This is a genomic window from Pseudorhizobium tarimense (assembly GCF_022968135.1).
Taxonomy (GTDB): Bacteria; Pseudomonadota; Alphaproteobacteria; order Rhizobiales; family Rhizobiaceae; genus Neorhizobium; species Neorhizobium tarimense.
Genome location: NZ_JALJRA010000007.1, coordinates 235,567 through 254,317, shown reverse-complemented (window position 1 = coordinate 254,317; position 18,751 = coordinate 235,567). Strand labels below are relative to the sequence as shown.

The following is an 18,751-nucleotide window of genomic DNA, read 5'->3' as shown; positions in this document are numbered from 1 at the left end:
CCATCAACTCCTCAACAGTGGGATCGCCGGGCCGGTTCATCCGATTCTTGAATCTGAACCGTACTGCCCCGTCAACTGCAGACGTCGAAAGCTCTCAGCCGGCGATCTGGTATTGCCGAACCGGATGGCGGACCATCGCGTCGATATCGATGCCGTCGAGTATCCAATGTAACTGCTCGGTCGAAAGCGCCACAACCGCCGTTTCCCGTCGTGGCCATCGGAACCTGTCCTCGGTCAACCGCTTCAGGACCATGACAAAGCCGGAGCGATCGAAGAACAACAACTTCATCCGGTCGCGACGGCGATTGCAAAAGGCAAAGACCGCAGGCGCAAACGGGTCGAGCTCCATCGTCTCCTGCACCAGGACCGCAAGGCTGTTGATGCCGGCGCGAAAGTCGATTGGCTCGCGATGCAGGTAGACCTTGAGATCAGCACCCAGTCTGAACATGGCCAAGTGCTCCGATGATCGCCGTCAACGCATCCACATCCCCATACTCCAGCGAAAGCTTCACGCCGTTCGGCAATAACGCCCTGATCTTGGAAGAACCCGACAGTCCCGCCGTCCTCTCCAGTGATGCCGTTCGGCCTTCACCTCGTGCGGCCTCCATATCCAGCGAGTGGGGCCTATCACGCCGGCTACAATCTGCTGCTAGGACCGGGATAAACGCCGATCGTGATGATGCCGTCCGCAAACCAGATTCCTTGGCATCCTTGACCCATTTGCGCAGAACGTTGGCGTTGACCCCATGGGCAAGCGCCAGGCCTGATATAGAAACGCCAGGCTCAAAGCAGGCCGCAACAAGCCGCGCCTTTGATTCTGGCTCGTAGCGGCGTCGGCCATCACGCCCAACAAGCCGCACACGCAGTTTCTGCTCTTCGTCACTCATAATTGGTGTCCACCTATCTTAAGTGGACACTTCATGCGGCAGGGGTCGCCACCAAAAAAGGTGCGCCGAAATTAGCGCTTACCCTCTACCGAATGCAGAAAGGTCGGGATCCGCAGGAGCGGGCCTTCCTCTACACGAGCTGCCACTCTGTCAACGAGCGGATCAAGGCGGTCTGCCTTCGCGCTGGCATCACCTACAAATCAAGCCACACCTGCGGCAGGCACGCGTTCGCAAACAATACCCTCGCGCTGGCTAGACCTGAAGTCGGCGAGGGATGCGGGAGGATGGAAGAGCCCGAGCGTCTTCCTCGGCACCTACGTCCATCCGCTCAACGCCGGACTGATCGTAACCGAGAGGCTGAACCGGTAGGCGCGTCCACAAGTTTAGACTTCTCGTTCAGGCCGAAGCGCTCTCCCTGTCTCACCCGATGGCACCGTTCCCCAATTGAACCTCAGGACACTGGACCGGCAGCGCGGGGCGATTTGAGAGGTCCAGATTGTGGAGAGCGTTGGGGCGGCGGCTATAGGAGCGCGGCGCTTGGCGTTCGGTTCATCAGTCTTCGGCCATCGGTTGCCGGCAGTGCGAGATAGGCGTTGCATTCGGCAGTCCCGTCGGTAGGCTGGGCCTTCAGCCAACTCCATGAACAGGATCACAAAAATGGCATCTGCCTTCGCAGAACGGATTGCTCAGGCTTTGAAAGAAGCAGGGATGACCGACGAGGCGGCAAGGGACAAGGCGGACGAACTGCTCAGCGGAATCCGTCCCGGCGACGACATCACGCCAGAGCTCAAAGCCATTCAGGCGGATAGATTTCATTCTGGATAGCCTATAGTAACTCGGCCACGCCGAAACCTTCCTTGCCCATGTTGTTTCCGTTGTAGAAGCAGAGGGTGCGCCCATTCGCTTCCACGAGCCTCGGGTAACACAGGTGCATGCTGTCGAAGCCGCCCGGAGAAAGTTCCAGACCTAGTTCGTGGTCACAGCGCTCCCAACGGACGCCATCAGCAGAAAAGGCCACCCCTGGGAAATAATCGGAGCCTGACTTCGTCCCCTTGGTATAGAACATCATGTAGCCGTCGCCATGACGGTAAACAGACGGGCGTCCTATTCGATATTCGGCCCCTTCATTGTCAACACAAAGAGTCCCCGGCTCAGTAAATTGGATGCCGTCCGGTGAGGTCGTCGTCCAGATGTTGTACTGCGGGAAGGGAACACCGCCGATCATCTCCCAGCGATCACCGACAGCGTACCATACGCGCCAAGCGCCATCGATTTGCATAGCGGTGTGAATAGCTCGAATGGTCGTTCCGCCGCCCACGCGGTCCATTACTGGAGCCTCGGAGAGGCGCTGAAATGTCTCCCCTCCGTCGATGCTTTCAGCCACACCTGAGAAGGCAAGGAACTTGGCGCGCTTAACCTGTTGAAAGCCGACGTAGTACATCCGCAGCCTATCGCCGGTCTTCACCACGTCACCCATGATCACGCCGTTATCGTCAAAGCAGCCATCGCGGCCCCGATCAAGAACCGGCGTTTGTGATACCCGCAGTACATTTCGAGGATCGTCCGCGGCAACGTCGACGTAGCCGATCCGGCTGATGCCTTCGCTGTCCCGAAATCCAGCGTATACCCTAATTTCCTCGTCGCGAACTACGATAGGTGTGGGTGTCAGCGCAGAGTCAGTGGCCCATTGCAATGACCCGTTCTGCGCGAACACGTGGCCGATCTTATTCCAGTGAAGCATCCTGTTGCCCTCGTTGCAAAGAAGTGTGCGTTACTAAATCTGGCTCGCTTCGCACGCTTCATGATGCACCGGGGGGCAAGCAGTCGGCAGAGATCTGCTCTTCCGTCTGCTGTGCTGCCTTCGTATCGTAGATTTCAGTCGGCGTTATCACTGCTGCCCTAACGGCCTCAACGACAACCGAGGCTCCTTCTCTTTTTTTTTCGATATCGAGTGCTGCTGCATCAACGACGGAGTTTATTCGAGCGGTTTCAGCCGAGACTATCTCGGCGGGGATGTCAGTCTGCGGCGTCAGATACTGATTATACTCTGCCTGAGCCTTCATCAAACGCTCGTGCCCGTCACCGCAAGAGCCAGTAATCATTACAATAGGCAGTGCCTGGTATGGCACGAATGGAGCGGCCTGCGGCTTGGTTAGAGAATAGAATAGCGCGGCAGATGAGAAGACTGCCAATCCAAACGCTGGCGCAAGTTTGAAGTTCCTCCGAACTTCGGACGCCTCCCAAGCCCGCCAAAACGCCGCGATCTGCCACGGGAGAGACAACATCATCACGCGGTTCCAAATGTTGGGGAAGCTCCATAGAAAGAGATGAGAGGCGAGAACTGCCACGGTGAGCCAAATAGCGGCCTTTATGTAAGGATCATCGCGTCCCACCTTCGATGGAAGAAAGTATAGGCTTACGAGAATGGCGAGATGCAGCACTATCAATGCCGCACTTCCCTTTGTTATGGGGGCCGGGGCAAGCGAAGAATAGAACGCTATCCGATAAGCCAGAAAATCTGGAGCGTACTCAGCCAGCCCACCGAGCATCGGGATGATATTGACAGAGGCGGCAGCAAGTAACATCCCGGCCCCAACAATGATCCCTGCGACCATCGCGCTCAGACGGTACTTTGCAAGGGCAGCGAGCGGCCACGAAGCAATAGCCGTTACGTGGAAACCAGCAGCCGCAACGAAGGACCCGATCGACAGCCATTTACGGGACTCAATCATCAGCACGAGTGCTGCGATCAAGAAGGAGCATGAGAGAGCCTGACGCAGCGTGGTCATTTGGGCCGTTAAAAAGACAACGCCGAAGTAGACTAGCCAAACCAATGCCATGTTTCTGCAGAAGCGCGAAATAGCAACATGCATAATGCCGATCGAGACGAACGCGATCACTATAAAGAGAACACCAACCCCGCCACCCACACTTTTAACGGCCATGTTCAACAGCAGATACAAAGGGTCCGAGTAGTCCGGAACGGAGGCGCCACCCAAGATCACCTGGATGACGGTCGGCGTTGCATAGAAGAACTGCTCGTAGTGTATCCAGTCGTAACCGGTTTCGAAGCGAAGCCCTGCGAAGAGTATCAGGATTAGAGCGGCGAAGTCACCAGCCCATTTTTTGTCCGCAGTTTGCGTTGGCAGGAGAGCCAATAGCGCAAGCGCGACGAACACCAGACCGTATGGCGTCATCCTGCCACCTCATCTTGTTTCGGTAGCGGCTCCCTATATGACCTAGACAGAAAAGACAATCTGCAGGCTCACGCAAAGAAGTTATCAGTGTGAAATTAGGCGTGACCCTTCGAAAGCGAAAAGGAATGCAACAGTCTCTCTCGTTTGCCGATCACGCTGCCCCCATAGGGGGATGGCCTAACAGCACTCAGGTGTGAATTGAACTTGCGCGTTGGTGGTTGGCAAATTCCCTACCCGAGCGGACAACTGCATTACATGCGCTTTCAGTCGGAAACCAGCCAAACGTCTGGAAAAATCTGGTAGCGTCTACCTCCAGAGTCCCAAAGAGACTTTGCGCGATCACCCCTCGCTTGGTCAAATTTAGCGGCCCAGCCAGGAAGCTCGTAGGAACAGGTACAAGGCGCGCCGGCTTGCCCATCCCCTCGCGCAGATACCGGATAATTTGCGAAAGACTGAGACTCTCTTTGTCGGCGACCGCGTAAGCTCCGGAACACTCCGGAGAAGCCCGCAGCAAGGCGACAAGAACGGCTTCCGCTAAGTTGTCGACCGAAATCATCGACCGCCGATTGCTAACTAGGCCAAAGGGCAAGGGTAGCCCCGTTGCGGCAAGCTTCTGTAAGAGGTTCCAATTGCCTTTGGCAGTTGCACCATATACCAGCGGTGGCCGAAGCGAAACGCCAGTCCTTCCGTCGCTGGCGAACGCCTCAACATGGGCTTCAGCAGCGAGCTTCGAGCGACCATAGGGAAGAGATGTTGATCTTGGCGAGAAATCGTTAACAACATGCTCATTTGAGTTCCCAGTCACCGCGAAGATACTGGACATCAGGATAAACTTCTTCGCACCTGCTTCGCGCGCCTGTTCGGCAAGGCGCGCCGTTCCGAGATCATTGACCGCGGTGAACTCATCGGTGGATACTCCCGCTGCGGGTGTCCGCGCGGCGAGATGAACGACTGCATCGCATCCATCGAGCGCTCGGCGCCAGTCAGTCTCAGCGCCTATTGCCCCCACTCCGATCGCTTTTTCATCGCGGTCGAAATGTCGTATCGCTCGAGTGATTGAGAAGCCGGCCGACCGCAGAGTGCCAGCGACCCTTTGCCCGATAAAACCGGTCGAACCTGTCAGTAGAACTCTTGCCATCTTTTACCCAGCATTGAGTGTTAGCCGCAGCGACCCTAGCTGATCTGCCGGCCGACTGAAAGAAGCTTACTCACGAGATATGCTGACTAGAGACGGTCTCGGGGTGGATAAAATGTTGGAGGGCGAACGCGAGATCGCCTAATCTGATGGGCTGGAGTTGCCTCACATCACCGCACGTTGTATTGCCGTGCCGCAGCCCTTTGAGCCGTGCTTAAGGAATAAATGCAGAATGCTGAAGTTTAACAGACGTTGGAAACTGGTGGCGTGGAGATCGGTTAGTGTGCTGCTGGATCTTGCCGTGGCATGGGCTGCCTTCTACGGCGCGTACGCGATAGTCTATGACACGACTGCGCTTCACTTCGTGCCGGCCTTGGGGGAGAAAGCAGCTGCGTTCACCGTGTTGTGTGCGGTTGCTCTTTTCACATTCGAAGTTCATCGCGGAACCTGGCGCTACGTGTCACTACCTGACGTCCTCAACCTCGTCAAAACAGCTGCGGCGACCGTTGTCAGTTACACTGTAGGCGCCTTTCTAGTCTCGCGCGGCACGGACATCCCACGGAGCGTCATCGTGTTGAGTGGCCTTCTGCTCGTGGTCGGGCTGGTGACGCCCCGTATTGTCTACCGGCTGGCGGTTGAAGGTCACTGGCTCCATCCGCTCGGCGGCCGCCGTCCAGAAGAAGGTGCCCGCAACGTGCTCATTCTAGGCCTCACTGGTACGGCCGAGAGCTTCATCAGAGCATGGCGGCGTTCGCGCCAGTCAAGATTTTACGTGGCAGGAATACTCGATTCTGCAGAATCATCGCGCAAGGAGTCCGTCCAGGGCGTTAAGGTGGTAGGTAGCTTTGGTGGCTTGACTGAAGTGATAACGCGCTTCGAAAAACGCGGCATTCCCTTGACCGAATTGGTGGTCGCGGAGAACTCTCCAAGTCGGCAGCGACTGAGCGACATCGTACAACGGGCAACGGCTGCAGGGTTGCAGGTGACGCGTATTCCGGACCTTACTGACACCGCGGCTCTGACCAGCGCGACACTAATGGATCCGAAGCCGATCGAGCTGCGTGATCTTCTGGGCCGAGCCGAGGTCAGGACCGACATAAACAGCGTTGCCACTTTGATCACTGGGCGCTGCGTGCTGGCGACCGGCGCCGGAGGTTCAATCGGATCGGAACTTGTGCGTCAGATAGCGCAGTTCCGGCCGCGTCAACTCGTGCTAACCGACAACTCGGAACATAACACCTATATGCTTGACAAGGAGATCAGGGAAACCTACCCGGAGCTCGACATCGTCACGCGGCTGGTCAGCGTACGCGACAAGGCACGGTTGCGCGAGCTTTTCTCAACTTGCAGGCCTGACGTTGTTTTCCACGCGGCTGCATTAAAGCATGTGCCTCTTGTCCAGGAAAACCCGATCGAGGGGATAAAAACTAACGTGCTCGGAACGCGTAACGTTGTGGACGCCGCGATTGAGCACAATGTTTCTACCTTCATAATGATCTCAACTGACAAGGCGGTGAACCCGACCAACGTTATGGGTGCTACTAAGCGGGCGGCAGAGGCGTACTGCCAGACTATGGACTTGTCCTTGTCGCACACAACTCGCTTTAAAACTGTCCGGTTCGGAAACGTCCTCGGCTCAAACGGATCGGTTGTTCCACGCTTTCAGGAGCAGATCGCGGCGGGAGGGCCGGTTACAGTCACACATCCGAACATAGTACGCTACTTCATGACGATTCCAGAGGCCGTGCGACTTGTCTTGCACGCCACGGCTCATGGCCTCAACGCACAATCGGAGCGGGGAAAGATTACGGTCCTCGACATGGGCGATCCCGTTAGAATAGTTGATCTGGCCGAGCGGATGATCCAGCTAGCCGGCTTCAAACCCAATACAGATATTGACATTGTGTTTTCCGGGCTGCGCCCTGGTGAAAAGCTCTATGAGGAGCTGTTCGATCCGAGCGAAGTACAGGACGCGGCGACGAAGGACGGATACGTGGTCGCTAACCCGAGGATGGTGGACAGCGCTTTCCTGATGCGGACGTTGGATGGCATCGAAGCCGCGGTGCTTGCCGAAGATGAAAAGCGCGCACTGGAACTGCTTCGCCATATTGTTCCTGAATATAAGGACAGCACTGCGAATCCCGATTTCAAAGTGCAGGCACCTCGCGACATAGAAGTACGTGCAATCTAACATGAAGAAGGCATTTGATCTCTCGGCCGCATTCATCGGTCTCATTTTTGCAACGCCCGTGATTGCAATCCTTGCAATCCTCATTCGGCGGGAGTCGGAGGGCGCCGCGATATTTGCGCAGGATCGCGTCGGCCTGGATGGGCGGCCGTTCCGCTGCTACAAGTTGCGCACTATGACCTTGAACGCGCCGAATGTGCCGACTCATCACGCGAGCGGTGCACACATCACGAAGCTCGGCGCCATATTGCGTCGGAGCAAATTGGATGAGCTTCCTCAACTATGGAATATTGTTCGCGGTGAGATGAGCTTTGTTGGTCCGCGACCATGTCTCCCAACACAGTTGGAACTAATTGATGAGCGCAGGCAGCGCGGTGTATTGACTCTGTTGCCGGGAATTACGGGGCTGGCTCAAGTCAACGACATTGATATGTCAGATGCTGTGCGCCTAGCCGAGAAGGATGCCGAGTATCTTGCTGATCGGTCATTCTTGGGAGATCTTTATCTGATTTATCGGACGGTGTTCCAGCGCGCCGGGAGCGGCGACAGAGTACGCCAGTCTTGAGCCGCCTCTTGTGGCCTGCTGTACAGGACTGTCGAGCCCGCTCGGATGCGCATCTTGTTGTGAGCGACTGGTAAGCGGTTTTCGCTGAGCCAGCAAATCGGGCGATGTTCTGAAATTTGAACCAGCATTGGTACAGAGGTTTCATGGCAGGAATGGAGGTTATCCCCGTATCGAGCGTAGATAGCGCTGGTTGGACGAGGCGAAGCTGAGTATTGGACGATGAACCCGGTGCTCGCATTGGCAATGTACTCGCCGGCATGACATTCATCCAGGCGAGATCCCCTTGTGGCGACGTTCATTCAGCTATGTCGAGCGATTGACGGTTTTCCTCCTGATGAAAGTCACCGAGGAGGTTGGGCAAAGGCAGGCGTCTATCGAGCTACCTAAGTTAGCTGTTATCGCGATCTTGCTGCGAAACGGTCGGTTCTTCAAAACCTCGCTAGGCGGCGGCACCTGCCGGACTACAGAACGTGTTCAGCGGTTAATGGAGATTAACTTCACTTCATCGCAAAGTCACACATCTTCGCCTCGAGCTCTGTTAGCAATGTCGCGCGATCAAACTCGGCCTGACCGTAAGCCTTGGCTTTGGCACCCATGGCTACGCGCTCAGTTGGAGCCATCGTGGCTAGAGTCTCAATGTTGCGAGCAAGCGCGGCACCGTCGCCGGAAGGATTGACCAAACCGGCACCGGCCTCCTCAATTACGCGCGCGCCCTCACCGTCTAACATACCAAGCAGAGGCACCCCGGCCGCAAGGTAGCTCTGCACCTTTCCCGGGATTGTCATCGCGAATATCTTATCGCGCTTGAGCGATACCAGGAGCGCGTCCGCAGCGGTGAAAAAAGACGGCATGCGCTCAAGTGGAAATCGGCCTAGGAGGATGACTCGGTCGGAAAGCCTCCGCCGTTCGATCTGATCTTCGACCCATGGAGTCATCCGTCCATCGCCAACGATGAGGATTCGTATCTTCGCGTCCGGGTGAAGGGCTTCCGCGGCATCCAGAATCGCGGGAAAATCCTGCGCTTCACCGACATTTCCAGCGAAGACCACGTTGAAGCTGTCAGAGTACCGCATGACCTCTGGCGCCTTGCCAACTCCCTGCGTCCCCTGCTCAAAAATCGGCTCCGCCCAACCCGGAAAGTAGCTTACGGCCGCACCCTTACCGGCATATGTGCGTACATTGTCGATGAAGGAGCGCGACTGTACGAGGATGTGGTCCGTCCGGCGATAAATGTAGCTAACCAGCCGGCCAACGAGCGCCAGCAGACGCGGTGACTTCACCACCCCGACCGCCTCCAGCGTCTCCGGCCAAAGATCGAGGATCCACACGAACAGCGGCGCCCTCTTTAACCGGCGCTGGAGGATCGCTGGAAGGACCGCAGTGATTGGGGAGATCATGAAGACAAAGATCAAATCAAACTTGCGGCCGCGCAGTTTCCAGGCGCCAATCGTTAGTCCTGAGATAACGAAGCTTGCATAGTTGGTCATCAGCCTCAGGCTCCCGGAGCCACGCGGTAGCATAGGGATCCGTACCACCTCCGCCCCCTCGAAACGCGAGAACTCATCGGGATTGGCGCGATATTCGTCGAACAGTTTGCCCGACGGGTAGTTCGGAAGCCCTGTAAGAATAGTTACTTGATGGCCGCGTGCAATAAGGTCGGATGCAAGATCATTGATCCGAAAATTCTCTGGCCAGAAATATTGCGTCAGGATGAGGATACGCAAGCCGGTCTCAATCGTAGCGGCGCCAAACGACGCGGTTCACGTAATCGGTGTAGCTGTGAATAATACGCACTACCTTATCAGAGACATTCGGCATGGAATAATCGTCGACGAGACGGAGACTGCGCTCGTCACCGCGGGTCTGCGACTCAAGGATGCAAAGGCCTTGACGAATGCGGTCTTGCGACAGGCCCACCATCATGACGGCCGCCTCTTCCATACCTTCCGGCCGCTCATGCGCCTCGCGCAGGTTGAGTGCAGGAAAGTTAAGGATCGACGCCTCTTCGCTGATCGTGCCGCTGTCTGAAAGCACCGCACGTGCCGACTTCTGGAGCCGCACGTAATCGTGGAACCCAAGCGGCTTCATAAGGCGCACGAGGTCGTGGAACTTCGATGCTGTAGCCTCTACGCGCTTCATGGTGCGCGGGTGAGTCGAGACAATCACAGGCAGCCCGTAATCCTCGGCCACGCTATTGAGGACGCCGACGAGCCGAGCAAAATTTCGCTCGGTGTCAATGTTTTCCTCGCGATGGGCGCTCACCACGAAATAATCCCCTTCTTCCAGGCCTAACCGAACGAGTACGTCTGAGGCGTCGATTTGCCCTGCATAGTGATGCAGCACCTCAAACATCGGGCTGCCGGTCTTTATGACCAAGTCTGGCGGCAGCCCCTCGCGTAGCAGATACTCGCGCGCGATCGTACTGTAGGTCAGATTGATATCAGCCGTGTGGTCAACGATCCGGCGGTTAATCTCCTCGGGCACGCGCTGATCGAAGCATCGGTTTCCTGCCTCCATGTGGAACACGGGTACCTTACGGCGCTTCGCCGGGATCACCGATAGACATGAATTGGTGTCACCTAGCACCAGCATCGCCTCTGGCTTTTCGTTAGCGAGCACCTTGTCTACAGCGCCGATGATATTGCCGATTGTCTCCGAGGGGCCGGCGGACGCCGCATTGAGAAAATGATCCGGCTTTTTGACGCCGAGATCGTCGAAGAACACTTGGTTGAGCTCGTAGTCGTAGTTCTGGCCGGTATGGACGATCACGTGCTCGCAGTGCTCGTCCAGCCTTGCCATCACGCGCGAAAGCCGGATGATTTCGGGCCGCGTCCCAACGACAGTCATAACCTTGAGTTTCTTCACGGCTTCACCTTCGCTGCTATGGTATCGGGTCGGGAGCGATCGAAGATCTCGTTCGCCCACAACATAACGATCAATTCGTCGTCGCCAATATTGGTCACGTTGTGCGCCCAGCCAGGTATCGTCTCGACAATTGTCGCGTCGCCGCCGCGCGTGACGAGCTCGAAGGTGTCTCCGGTGACAATCTGGCGAAAGCCGAAGCTCGCCGTTCCCTTGATGACAAGGAACTTTTCCGTCTTCGAGTGGTGATAGTGCTCGCCGCGTGTGATTCCAGGATGGGCGGTGAAATAGGAGAACTGCCCGCTGTCGCGCGTCTTTAGCATCTCTACGAAGCTGCCACGCGGGTCGGTGTGAACCGGTACCGTGTAGGTGAAGGCGACAGGTGCCAGGAAGCTCAGATAGGTCGCGTGCAGTGCGCGGGCGAGGCCGGTGCCAACGGGTGGCGTCGTCAGGTCGTCGCGGCTAGCGGCGAACGACCGAATCATGTTGGCAACCGCGCCGACGGTCGTCTCGTAGACGGGCGCAGCTTCGACAAATCCGCCGGGCGCAGCCCCGTCGCGCGCGAGCGCAAGGAATGCCTCAATGACGTCGTCAACATAGACAAGGCGAAGCGGTGCCGCCGGGTCATCGATGGTGATCGATAGGCCATGCGCGATGTTGTGGCAGAAGGTTGCAACCGCCGAGTTGTAATTAGGGCGCGACCACTTGCCGAAGACGTTGGTCAGCCGGAAGATGTGGATGCTCGCGCCTGTCCTGGCGCCGTAGGCCTCGACGATCTCCTCGGCGCGGCGCTTGCTCTGCCCGTAGGGATTGTCAAGAGCGGCCTGCGTCGAGGACGAGACCACGATCCGGGGTGGGTTCGCCATGCCGGCCAGCACGTCGCACAATTCCGCGGTGAAATCGGCGTTTCCGGTCGTAAACTCCGCCGGATCGGCCGGCCGGTTCACACCCGCCAGGTGAAAGACGATGTTTACATCGGCGAGGCGGCTCGGAAGTTCCTCTCGTGACGTGCCTCGCACGATCCGCGCGATGTCTGTGTAGCCCGCCTCGCCCAGCCGGACGTCTAGGTTACGCCCGATGAAGCCTTCAGCGCCAGTGATCGCGATCCGCACCTTCTTAGTCCTCCGGACCAAGGTCCTCGCCGCTTGCAGCGCGGCGGACATATTTGACCTTCATCAGGAGCGCCTTCATGCCTTCCACATCCAGCCGCTCCGTGTTGTGCGAGTTATAGTCCTCAGTACGGTTGAGGCGCTTTTCCCCCTGCTCGACAAACTTTGAGTAGTTGAGGTCGCGTCCATCGGCCGGAACGCGGAAGTAACCGCCTTCGTCTATCGCAGTCGCCAGTTCCTCGCGGCTCAGCAAAGCCTCGAAGAGCTTTTCACCATGGCGGGTGCCGATTTCTATCACTGGATGCTCTTCTTTGCCAAAGACCTGCTTTACAGCCTGCGCCAACACCTCAACAGTCGCTGCTGGCGCTTTCTGCACAAAGATGTCGCCGTTGTTTCCGTTTTCAAAAGCGTACAGCACGAGCTCGACGGCATCCTCAAGTGTCATCATGAAACGCGTCATCGCCGGGTCGGTCAGCGTAATCGGCTGCCCTGCCCTGAGTTGATCGATGAAGAGCGGGATCACCGAGCCGCGCGATGCCATTACGTTGCCGTATCGCGTGCCGCATATCGTAGTCTGCGTGGCGTCGAGGTTCCGTGACGCCGCCACCATTACCTTCTCCATCAGCGCCTTCGAGATGCCCATCGCGTTGATAGGATAGACAGCTTTGTCTGTCGAAAGGCATACGACACGCTTCAGACCCGACAAGATCGCAGCCTCCAGCACGTTCTCTGTACCCAGAACGTTGGTACGCACTGCTTCCATCGGGTGGAACTCGCAAGAAGGCACCTGCTTCAGCGCAGCCGCATGGAAGCAATAATCAGCGCCCCGCATTGCCCGCTCCACGCTGTGGCGATCGCGCACATCGCCAAGATAAAAGCTCAACTTAGGGTTGTCGAAATGCTTGCGCATGTCATCCTGCTTTTTCTCGTCACGGCTGAACACACGAATCTCTGCGATGTCGGTGTCAAGGAAACGGCGCACCGTAGCGCGACCGAACGATCCTGTCCCACCGGTAATTAGCAGTACTTTTTTTGCGAACATGGGGTAACCTTTCTTCGTAGTGCCTAGTAGCCCGGTCACCTTCTTGGTAGCAAGTCTCTCACGGTTGTTACCGAACCAAAAAATGGGTCCTGTTTCGACGCCGAGATTCGCTGTCTGAGTTGCCCCTGAATAGGACGCAGCTGATCTCCCTAGGGCAAGGTATAGCGTTGCCGCCTAGAAAGGCATTCGTAATAGCTAACTGATTCGAATTGGTCACTCTCAACAGGCTCGCGTTAAGGACGGACCTTGCCAAGACAGATAACCGACGTCACGGTCTGTCAGAGGTGAGGATCTTCACCACGCGTTGGAAGGCGGTTTCCATGATCCTCTGAGCCACGTCAGACCACGACGGCTTGGCTACGCCTCCACCAAGATCGGCCTCCCTTTCGAGACCGGAACAATGGTAAATTTCGAAACCAGTCATCGCGATCCAGACGCAGCCTCGGCCTCACCGGAGGAAAACCCTAACCGCCTACCGTCATATCTGCTCGCGAGCACCTCCGCCCACCAGTCCTGGTTGCGCAGATACCACCGAACCGTATCACGCAGTCCTTCTTCAAGTGTACGAGCCGGCACCCACCCAACTTCTCGCTCAATCTTCGACCCGTTAATCGCGTATCTAAAATCGTGGCCCGGTCGATCACTCACAAAAGTGATTAGCCTCTCATGAGCCTCTCCGCCTTTCTCCTCGTCAAGAATGCGACAGATGGTTCGTACGACATCGATATTGCGACGCTCGGAATTGCCTCCGATTGCGTAGGTCTCGCCCGGCTTTCCATTCCGAAAAGCTGCCCAAAGTGCACGCGCATGGTCGTCAACATGAAGCCAGTCTCGAACATTCGAGCCATTGCCGTAGACGGGAATGGATTGACCAAGCACAGCCTTGGCGATTGTAAGGGGGATTAGCTTCTCAGGAAACTGCCAGGGGCCATAGTTGTTGGAGCAGTTCGTCACGAGCGTGGGCAAGCCGTAAGTATGATGCCAGGCACGGACCAAGTGGTCGGAGCTCGCTTTTGATGCCGAGTAAGGTGAGTTGGGCTGGTATGGCGTCTCCTCATTGAACGACGGATCGCCGTCTCTCAACTGGCCGAAAACCTCGTCAGTTGAGACATGATGAAAACGGAAGGCAAGTCTTTGAGCCTCAGGCAGTGCCCGCCAATGGGCATGTCCTGCCCGAAGAAGCTGGTATGTCCCCATTATATTTGTCGTAAGGAAATCATCTGGGGAGTCGATTGAGCGATCCACATGAGTTTCTGCAGCAAGATGAATGACGCCGTCGGGGCTGTGGCGGGCGAAAAGCTCCCGAACTGCCTCCGCATCACGGATGTCTACGACCTCCAGTGCATACCGGGGATCATCTGCAAGTCGTTCCAAGGCAGCAAGATTCGCTGCGTAGGTAAGGCAGTCAACATTTACCACTCGCCAATCAGTGGTCCGCAATATGTGACGTATCAAGGCGGAACCGATGAAGCCGGCGCCACCTGTAACCAAAACGATCATAGCTACCTGCCCCTCCGCCCGAAATAGCCTTTAATAGCATCCGCGACGACGCGTATTGTTTCCGGCGTCTGGTCATTGCCTATTGGCAGACTCAGGATTTCTGAAGCCAATTTGTCCGCTAGCGGAAGAGCAGGCCAATCGGCCCCGCTATACGCCCGAGAGCGATGCGGTGGCACTGGATAGTGGATCATGGTGCCGATACCAGCATCCGCCAATGCTCGCTGGAGGTCATCGCGATGTGCTGAGCGAACCACGAACTGGTGCCAAACATGTTTAACATCTGGTGCGATCTTGGGAAGGATGAGGCTGTCAATACCTGCCAAATGCTCCAGATAGATGTCGGCGAACGTCTGCCGCTCCTCGTTCCACCGATCCAGATGCGGCAGTTTGGCAGACAGCACAGCGGCCTGAATCTCATCAAGCCGAGCGTTATAGCCTTGCTTGTCATTGTAGTACTTGCGGCGGGATCCGTAATTACGGAGCAAACGCAGTTCCTCGGCTAGAGCCGGATCGTTCGTGGTGATGCCCCCAGCGTCACCAAGAGCACCCAGATTCTTTGTGGGAAAGAAGCTGAATGCCGCCGCATCACCTAACGTACCAGCAGGCTGGTTCCTATAGCGGGCTCCATGTGCCTGCGCAGCATCCTCAATTAGCCTTATACTGTACCGCTCGACCAAATTGCGAATGGGAGCCATGTCTACGGTGTGCCCGTACAGATGAACGGCAATGATTGCTTTCGTTCGAGATGTCACCGCAGCCTCGGTGCGGGCGGGATCAATGCAATGTGTTGCTTCATCTGGCTCGACGGGAACAGGCGTCGCACCCGCCTGTGTTACCGCAAGCCAGGTTGCTATATAGGTATTGCTCGGCACTATAACCTCATCACCGTTACCAATACCGTATGCGCGGAGGATGAGATGAAGTGCATCGAGCCCGTTTGATACGCCGACGCAATGTGCGGAGCCGCAATAATTTGCGAACTCGCGTTCGAAATTTTCAAGCTCTGGTCCGAGGATGTACCAGCCTGAAGTGGCAACACGCTGAAGCGCAACCTGTATATCTGCAAAAGCAGTCCGCTGAGCCGCGCCCAAGTCGTAAAAGGGAATGTTCACTGGAAGTTCTCATTTGCGTAGGCTAAAAACGCTTCGTAGTCACGAAGGTAATCGCTCTCTTCATACGGATGAGACGCCAGAGCGGCAAGTATCGTGCCCTCTGAAAAATCATCCAAATCGATCCAAAGCCCAGCGGGTATGTGTAGGCCTGCGCTCGGCGAAGTTAGCTTGATAAGATCGCGCCGATGTCCGTCATCGATCGTTACTTTGACGCTGCCGTTCAAGGCGATAAGCAGACGTTGGCAAGCTCTATGTGCGTGCGCACCGCGGGTGGCGCCCGTCGGGATGCTGTACATATAATACATCCGCTTGATAGCGAAAGGAACATGATCCCCTTCTTGCGCGAAACCAAGTATGCCCCTGCTATCGCTGATTGTGGGTAGAAGGATCAGTCGTTCTTTGGGACGTTCAGCAGACATTTCAGCACCTAGTTGCTCGGTGCCAGATCGCTAGATCCAGCTTTAGCGATGGAGGACACCGTAGTGTCGACCTCATACGTCTCATATACGGTCGTGCGTGCGCCGAACATCTCCTTTTGGCGGGCCAATCCCTCGTTGAGCTTTCGACCCTGATCCTCCGTCGAGATGCCGAAGTCAAACCACGTCCGATCAGAGAAAATGCTTGTTGTAAGCTCGTGAACTATGAGGTCAAGAGCTCCAGTATCGCGCCCTTCTTCGCTACTTGCCATGTATTGCGCGTGGATAGTCTGACCACAGTCATAGGTAATCACCCCGGCCAGCATCCGGTTATCTCTGAATGAGCCAAACAGACGAATTTGACCGGGAAAACGGGAACGAAGCAGCGTCAACTCCTCGGCCGAATGCGTGGGGCGAGCGTCATATCGCTGATCAAGTCTCGCCTGAAGGATGTTGTGAAACTGTACAACATCCTCACTTTCGAAGACGTCAAGACCACTCTTCCGTGCTTTCCCAAGGCTGTGTTTCCGTCCTTTGCTCCAAGCAAGAGGAGCGTGTAAGGCGATGGTCGCCGAGGCGTCCACCCGCACTCGCAAGGCACCGGCCCGGAACAGTGCGTAAAGATCCTCTTCAGCAGGTTGGCGGTGGTAGATCCGCGGCATCGCCTTGTAACGCAGCATATCGATTTTCTCGTCTCGACAGTGGCTGAAGAGAGCATCAAAGACTTCCAGCATTCGAGCAGCACCCATGCGCATATCCGTCACGAACCCGCCATAAGTCAGACCGCCATGTGTCACGAGTGAGACGCCGCTCCGGCTTGCGGGAAGAAGAGCGACTACTGCCCCGTCTTCATCCTCAAACATCAAGGAGTGATCGATGAAGCGATCTGCGTGATAGTCCATATACCCACGCTCAAAAAGGAAAGTGCCGTTGCGCGACTGCTGCACGAACCTGTTCCATTGGCTCGCATCATCGGGGGTAAAGCGTCTTGCGACGATCACGCTGAATTCCTTTTGTTATACCGCCTCAAGATTAGACCTCCTTGACCTTGAAATAGCGCAGCGACGGAATACGGCTCGCCTCGACCGGCGAACCGGTCCAGACTTTTCCGCCTTCGAGGTTGCGGTTGACGGTAGACGCCATCCCGATCAGGCAGTCAGGCCCAATGGCCACATTGTCAGCAAATGTAGCATTCACTCCTACGAAAGAACTGCTTCCGATTTCGCAGTATCCAGACACCACAATATGAGAGGAAAGATAGCAATTTGCCTCAACTACAGATCGATGACCGATGTGGTTTCCACTCCACAGGACCACGTTGTCCTCGATCTTGCAGAAAGGCTGCACGACGTTGTTCTCAAAAATGAACACGTTCTCACCAAGCTCGACATTCCGCCACACGAAGGCACGCGAGCTGACATATGATGCACACCGGTATCCCAACCCCTTGACGGATTTGAATAGACGTGTGCGGACCCGGTTTAGTTGAGTATAGGTAACTGCGACGTAGACGTCGTGCTCCTTTGGATCGAATCGCTGCGCCAGTTCGTCCAAAGGCACCACCGGGCACCCTTCGATGACGGTGTCCTGCAAAAAGTCGCGCTCAACGCTGAAGGCGACAACTTCATAGTTGCTATCGTACGTGAAGTATTCAAAGGCTATCCGCCCGAACTCGCCACTGCCAACGATAACCAGTTTACGATTTTTTTCCACCGTCAAGCTCCTTATCCGATTGGCCTGTCCACCTACTGCATCCCCGGTACAGCGACTGACGGCAGCGAGGCTACATAGGCTCCATAGTCGCTTTTGCCGTTAAGCTTGGCATTTGCGAGCAGAGTTTCCGTAGAAATCCAACCTTGTCTCCAAGCAATTTCTTCCAAACATGCAACCTTCAGGCCTTGCCGACGTTCGAGCGTGGCAATGAAATTGCCCGCGTCGAGCAAGGCATCAAAAGTACCGGTGTCCAGCCACGCAATGCCGCGCCCTAGATACTCGACATGCAGGTTGCCCCGCTCTAGGTACATTTGGTTAATGTCAGTTATTTCCAGTTCACCACGGGACGAAGGCTTCAACCCCCTTGCCATCTGCACAACATCGCTATCGTAGAAATAGAGACCGGTGACGGCGAGATTGGAGCGGGCATGTTTCGGCTTCTCAACGATGGAAACTGGCTTGCCCGCCTGATCAAGCTCAACCACTCCGAACGCTTCTGGATTAGGGACGCGATAGGCGAACACGGTGGCTCCACGATCACGCGCGCCAGCGTCGCGCAACATTAATGGCAAGCCCTGACCATATAAGAGGTTATCACCTAGAACTAGGGCAACGGGATCCTCAGCAATGAAATCCGCGCCGATTATGAATGACTCAGCGAGCCCGTTCGGGGAGTCCTGTGTTTCGTAGCAGACCTGCATCCCCAAATGCGAACCGTCCCCGAAAAGTCGCCGGTACTGGTCAATGAAGTCAGGAGAAGAAATAACCAGGACCTCGCGGATCCCCGCCAGCATCAGCACCGAAAACGGGTAGTAAACGAGTGGCTTGTCGAATACCGGCAGAAGCTGCTTATTGCTTGCAACGGTAAGGGGACGAAGACGTGTCCCACTCCCCCCAGCAAGAATGATACCTTTAGTTGTCGCCATCGTCTCCATCCTTAGAAGGCATTTAGTCGCCGCATGTTACCCCTGTTGATCATCGAAGAATTTGGGCGAGGTGCTACAGGCCCATCAGCCGCCCTAGCG

At 56.2% G+C, this 18,751-nt stretch carries 18 protein-coding genes; 3 read left to right on the top strand and 15 right to left on the bottom strand.

All coding sequences use genetic code 11. The annotated features are described in order from the left end of the window. Positions 1–94: 94 nt before the first annotated feature. The gene (gene tnpB / locus MUU54_RS10715) at positions 95–448 is read right to left on the bottom strand and encodes an IS66 family insertion sequence element accessory protein TnpB (RefSeq protein ID WP_247244007.1); all 354 of its coding nucleotides are present in this window, start codon (positions 446–448) and stop codon (positions 95–97) included. Continuing rightward, positions 429–887 carry an IS66-like element accessory protein TnpA gene (tnpA, locus tag MUU54_RS10710; protein ID WP_247244006.1) on the bottom strand — a complete coding sequence of 153 codons (459 nt, stop codon included), beginning with the start codon at positions 885–887 and terminating at the stop codon, positions 429–431. Before tnpA ends, tnpB begins: the two co-directional genes overlap by 20 nt. A gap of 657 nt (positions 888–1,544) precedes the next feature. On the opposite strand from tnpA, the gene MUU54_RS10705 reads away from it, so the two are divergent. After that, positions 1,545–1,712 (top strand): hypothetical protein, encoded by a 168-nt coding sequence (locus tag MUU54_RS10705; RefSeq protein WP_247244005.1) that lies wholly within the window; start codon positions 1,545–1,547, stop codon positions 1,710–1,712. A gap of 1 nt (position 1,713) precedes the next feature. Here MUU54_RS10705 and MUU54_RS10700 read toward each other — a convergent pair whose 3' ends face one another. The 3 genes from MUU54_RS10700 to MUU54_RS10690 form a co-directional block, all read right to left on the bottom strand. After that, positions 1,714–2,628, bottom strand: coding sequence for a glycoside hydrolase family protein (locus tag MUU54_RS10700; RefSeq protein ID WP_247244004.1), 915 nt, complete (start codon positions 2,626–2,628; stop codon positions 1,714–1,716). Between the two features lie 58 nt (positions 2,629–2,686). Next, on the bottom strand, positions 2,687–4,084 hold the full coding sequence (locus MUU54_RS10695; protein WP_247244003.1) for an EpsG family protein: 1,398 nt from the start codon (positions 4,082–4,084) through the stop codon (positions 2,687–2,689). Between the two features lie 187 nt (positions 4,085–4,271). Next, positions 4,272–5,222 (bottom strand): NAD-dependent epimerase/dehydratase family protein, encoded by a 951-nt coding sequence (locus MUU54_RS10690; protein WP_247244002.1) that lies wholly within the window; start codon positions 5,220–5,222, stop codon positions 4,272–4,274. A gap of 229 nt (positions 5,223–5,451) precedes the next feature. Here MUU54_RS10690 and MUU54_RS10685 point away from each other — a divergent pair, with 229 nt between their 5' ends. Further along, positions 5,452–7,410, top strand: a complete 1,959-nt coding sequence (locus tag MUU54_RS10685) for a polysaccharide biosynthesis protein (RefSeq protein ID WP_247244001.1) — start codon at positions 5,452–5,454, stop codon at positions 7,408–7,410. 1 nt (position 7,411) lies between these two features. Next, positions 7,412–7,972, top strand: a complete 561-nt coding sequence (locus MUU54_RS10680) for a sugar transferase (protein WP_247244000.1) — start codon at positions 7,412–7,414, stop codon at positions 7,970–7,972. A 497-nt stretch (positions 7,973–8,469) separates the two neighbouring features. Here MUU54_RS10680 and MUU54_RS10675 read toward each other — a convergent pair whose 3' ends face one another. The 10 genes from MUU54_RS10675 to rfbA form a co-directional block, all read right to left on the bottom strand. Beyond that, entirely contained in the window at positions 8,470–9,696 is a 1,227-nt protein-coding gene (locus tag MUU54_RS10675) for a glycosyltransferase family 4 protein (protein ID WP_247243999.1), read from the bottom strand. A gap of 7 nt (positions 9,697–9,703) precedes the next feature. Next, positions 9,704–10,837, bottom strand: coding sequence for a non-hydrolyzing UDP-N-acetylglucosamine 2-epimerase (gene wecB / locus MUU54_RS10670; RefSeq protein ID WP_247243998.1), 1,134 nt, complete (start codon positions 10,835–10,837; stop codon positions 9,704–9,706). Then, positions 10,834–11,946, bottom strand: coding sequence for a UDP-2-acetamido-2,6-beta-L-arabino-hexul-4-ose reductase (gene wbjC / locus MUU54_RS10665; RefSeq protein ID WP_247243997.1), 1,113 nt, complete (start codon positions 11,944–11,946; stop codon positions 10,834–10,836). The genes wecB and wbjC overlap by 4 nt, the downstream gene beginning before the upstream one ends. A gap of 4 nt (positions 11,947–11,950) precedes the next feature. Continuing rightward, the gene (locus MUU54_RS10660; RefSeq protein ID WP_247243996.1) at positions 11,951–12,985 is read right to left on the bottom strand and encodes a polysaccharide biosynthesis protein; all 1,035 of its coding nucleotides are present in this window, start codon (positions 12,983–12,985) and stop codon (positions 11,951–11,953) included. 420 nt (positions 12,986–13,405) lie between these two features. Continuing rightward, positions 13,406–14,485 (bottom strand): dTDP-glucose 4,6-dehydratase, encoded by a 1,080-nt coding sequence (gene rfbB, locus MUU54_RS10655; protein ID WP_247243995.1) that lies wholly within the window; start codon positions 14,483–14,485, stop codon positions 13,406–13,408. A 2-nt stretch (positions 14,486–14,487) separates the two neighbouring features. After that, the gene (locus tag MUU54_RS10650; RefSeq protein WP_247243994.1) at positions 14,488–15,597 is read right to left on the bottom strand and encodes a DegT/DnrJ/EryC1/StrS family aminotransferase; all 1,110 of its coding nucleotides are present in this window, start codon (positions 15,595–15,597) and stop codon (positions 14,488–14,490) included. Continuing rightward, positions 15,594–16,016, bottom strand: coding sequence for a sugar 3,4-ketoisomerase (locus MUU54_RS10645; protein WP_247243993.1), 423 nt, complete (start codon positions 16,014–16,016; stop codon positions 15,594–15,596). Before MUU54_RS10645 ends, MUU54_RS10650 begins: the two co-directional genes overlap by 4 nt. A gap of 8 nt (positions 16,017–16,024) precedes the next feature. Then, on the bottom strand, positions 16,025–17,014 hold the full coding sequence (locus MUU54_RS10640) for a GNAT family N-acetyltransferase (protein WP_247243992.1): 990 nt from the start codon (positions 17,012–17,014) through the stop codon (positions 16,025–16,027). Between the two features lie 31 nt (positions 17,015–17,045). Further along, the gene (locus MUU54_RS10635; protein ID WP_247243991.1) at positions 17,046–17,726 is read right to left on the bottom strand and encodes an acetyltransferase; all 681 of its coding nucleotides are present in this window, start codon (positions 17,724–17,726) and stop codon (positions 17,046–17,048) included. 32 nt (positions 17,727–17,758) lie between these two features. Further along, positions 17,759–18,652, bottom strand: coding sequence for a glucose-1-phosphate thymidylyltransferase RfbA (gene rfbA / locus MUU54_RS10630; protein ID WP_247243990.1), 894 nt, complete (start codon positions 18,650–18,652; stop codon positions 17,759–17,761). Between the last annotated feature and the right edge of the window lie 99 nt (positions 18,653–18,751).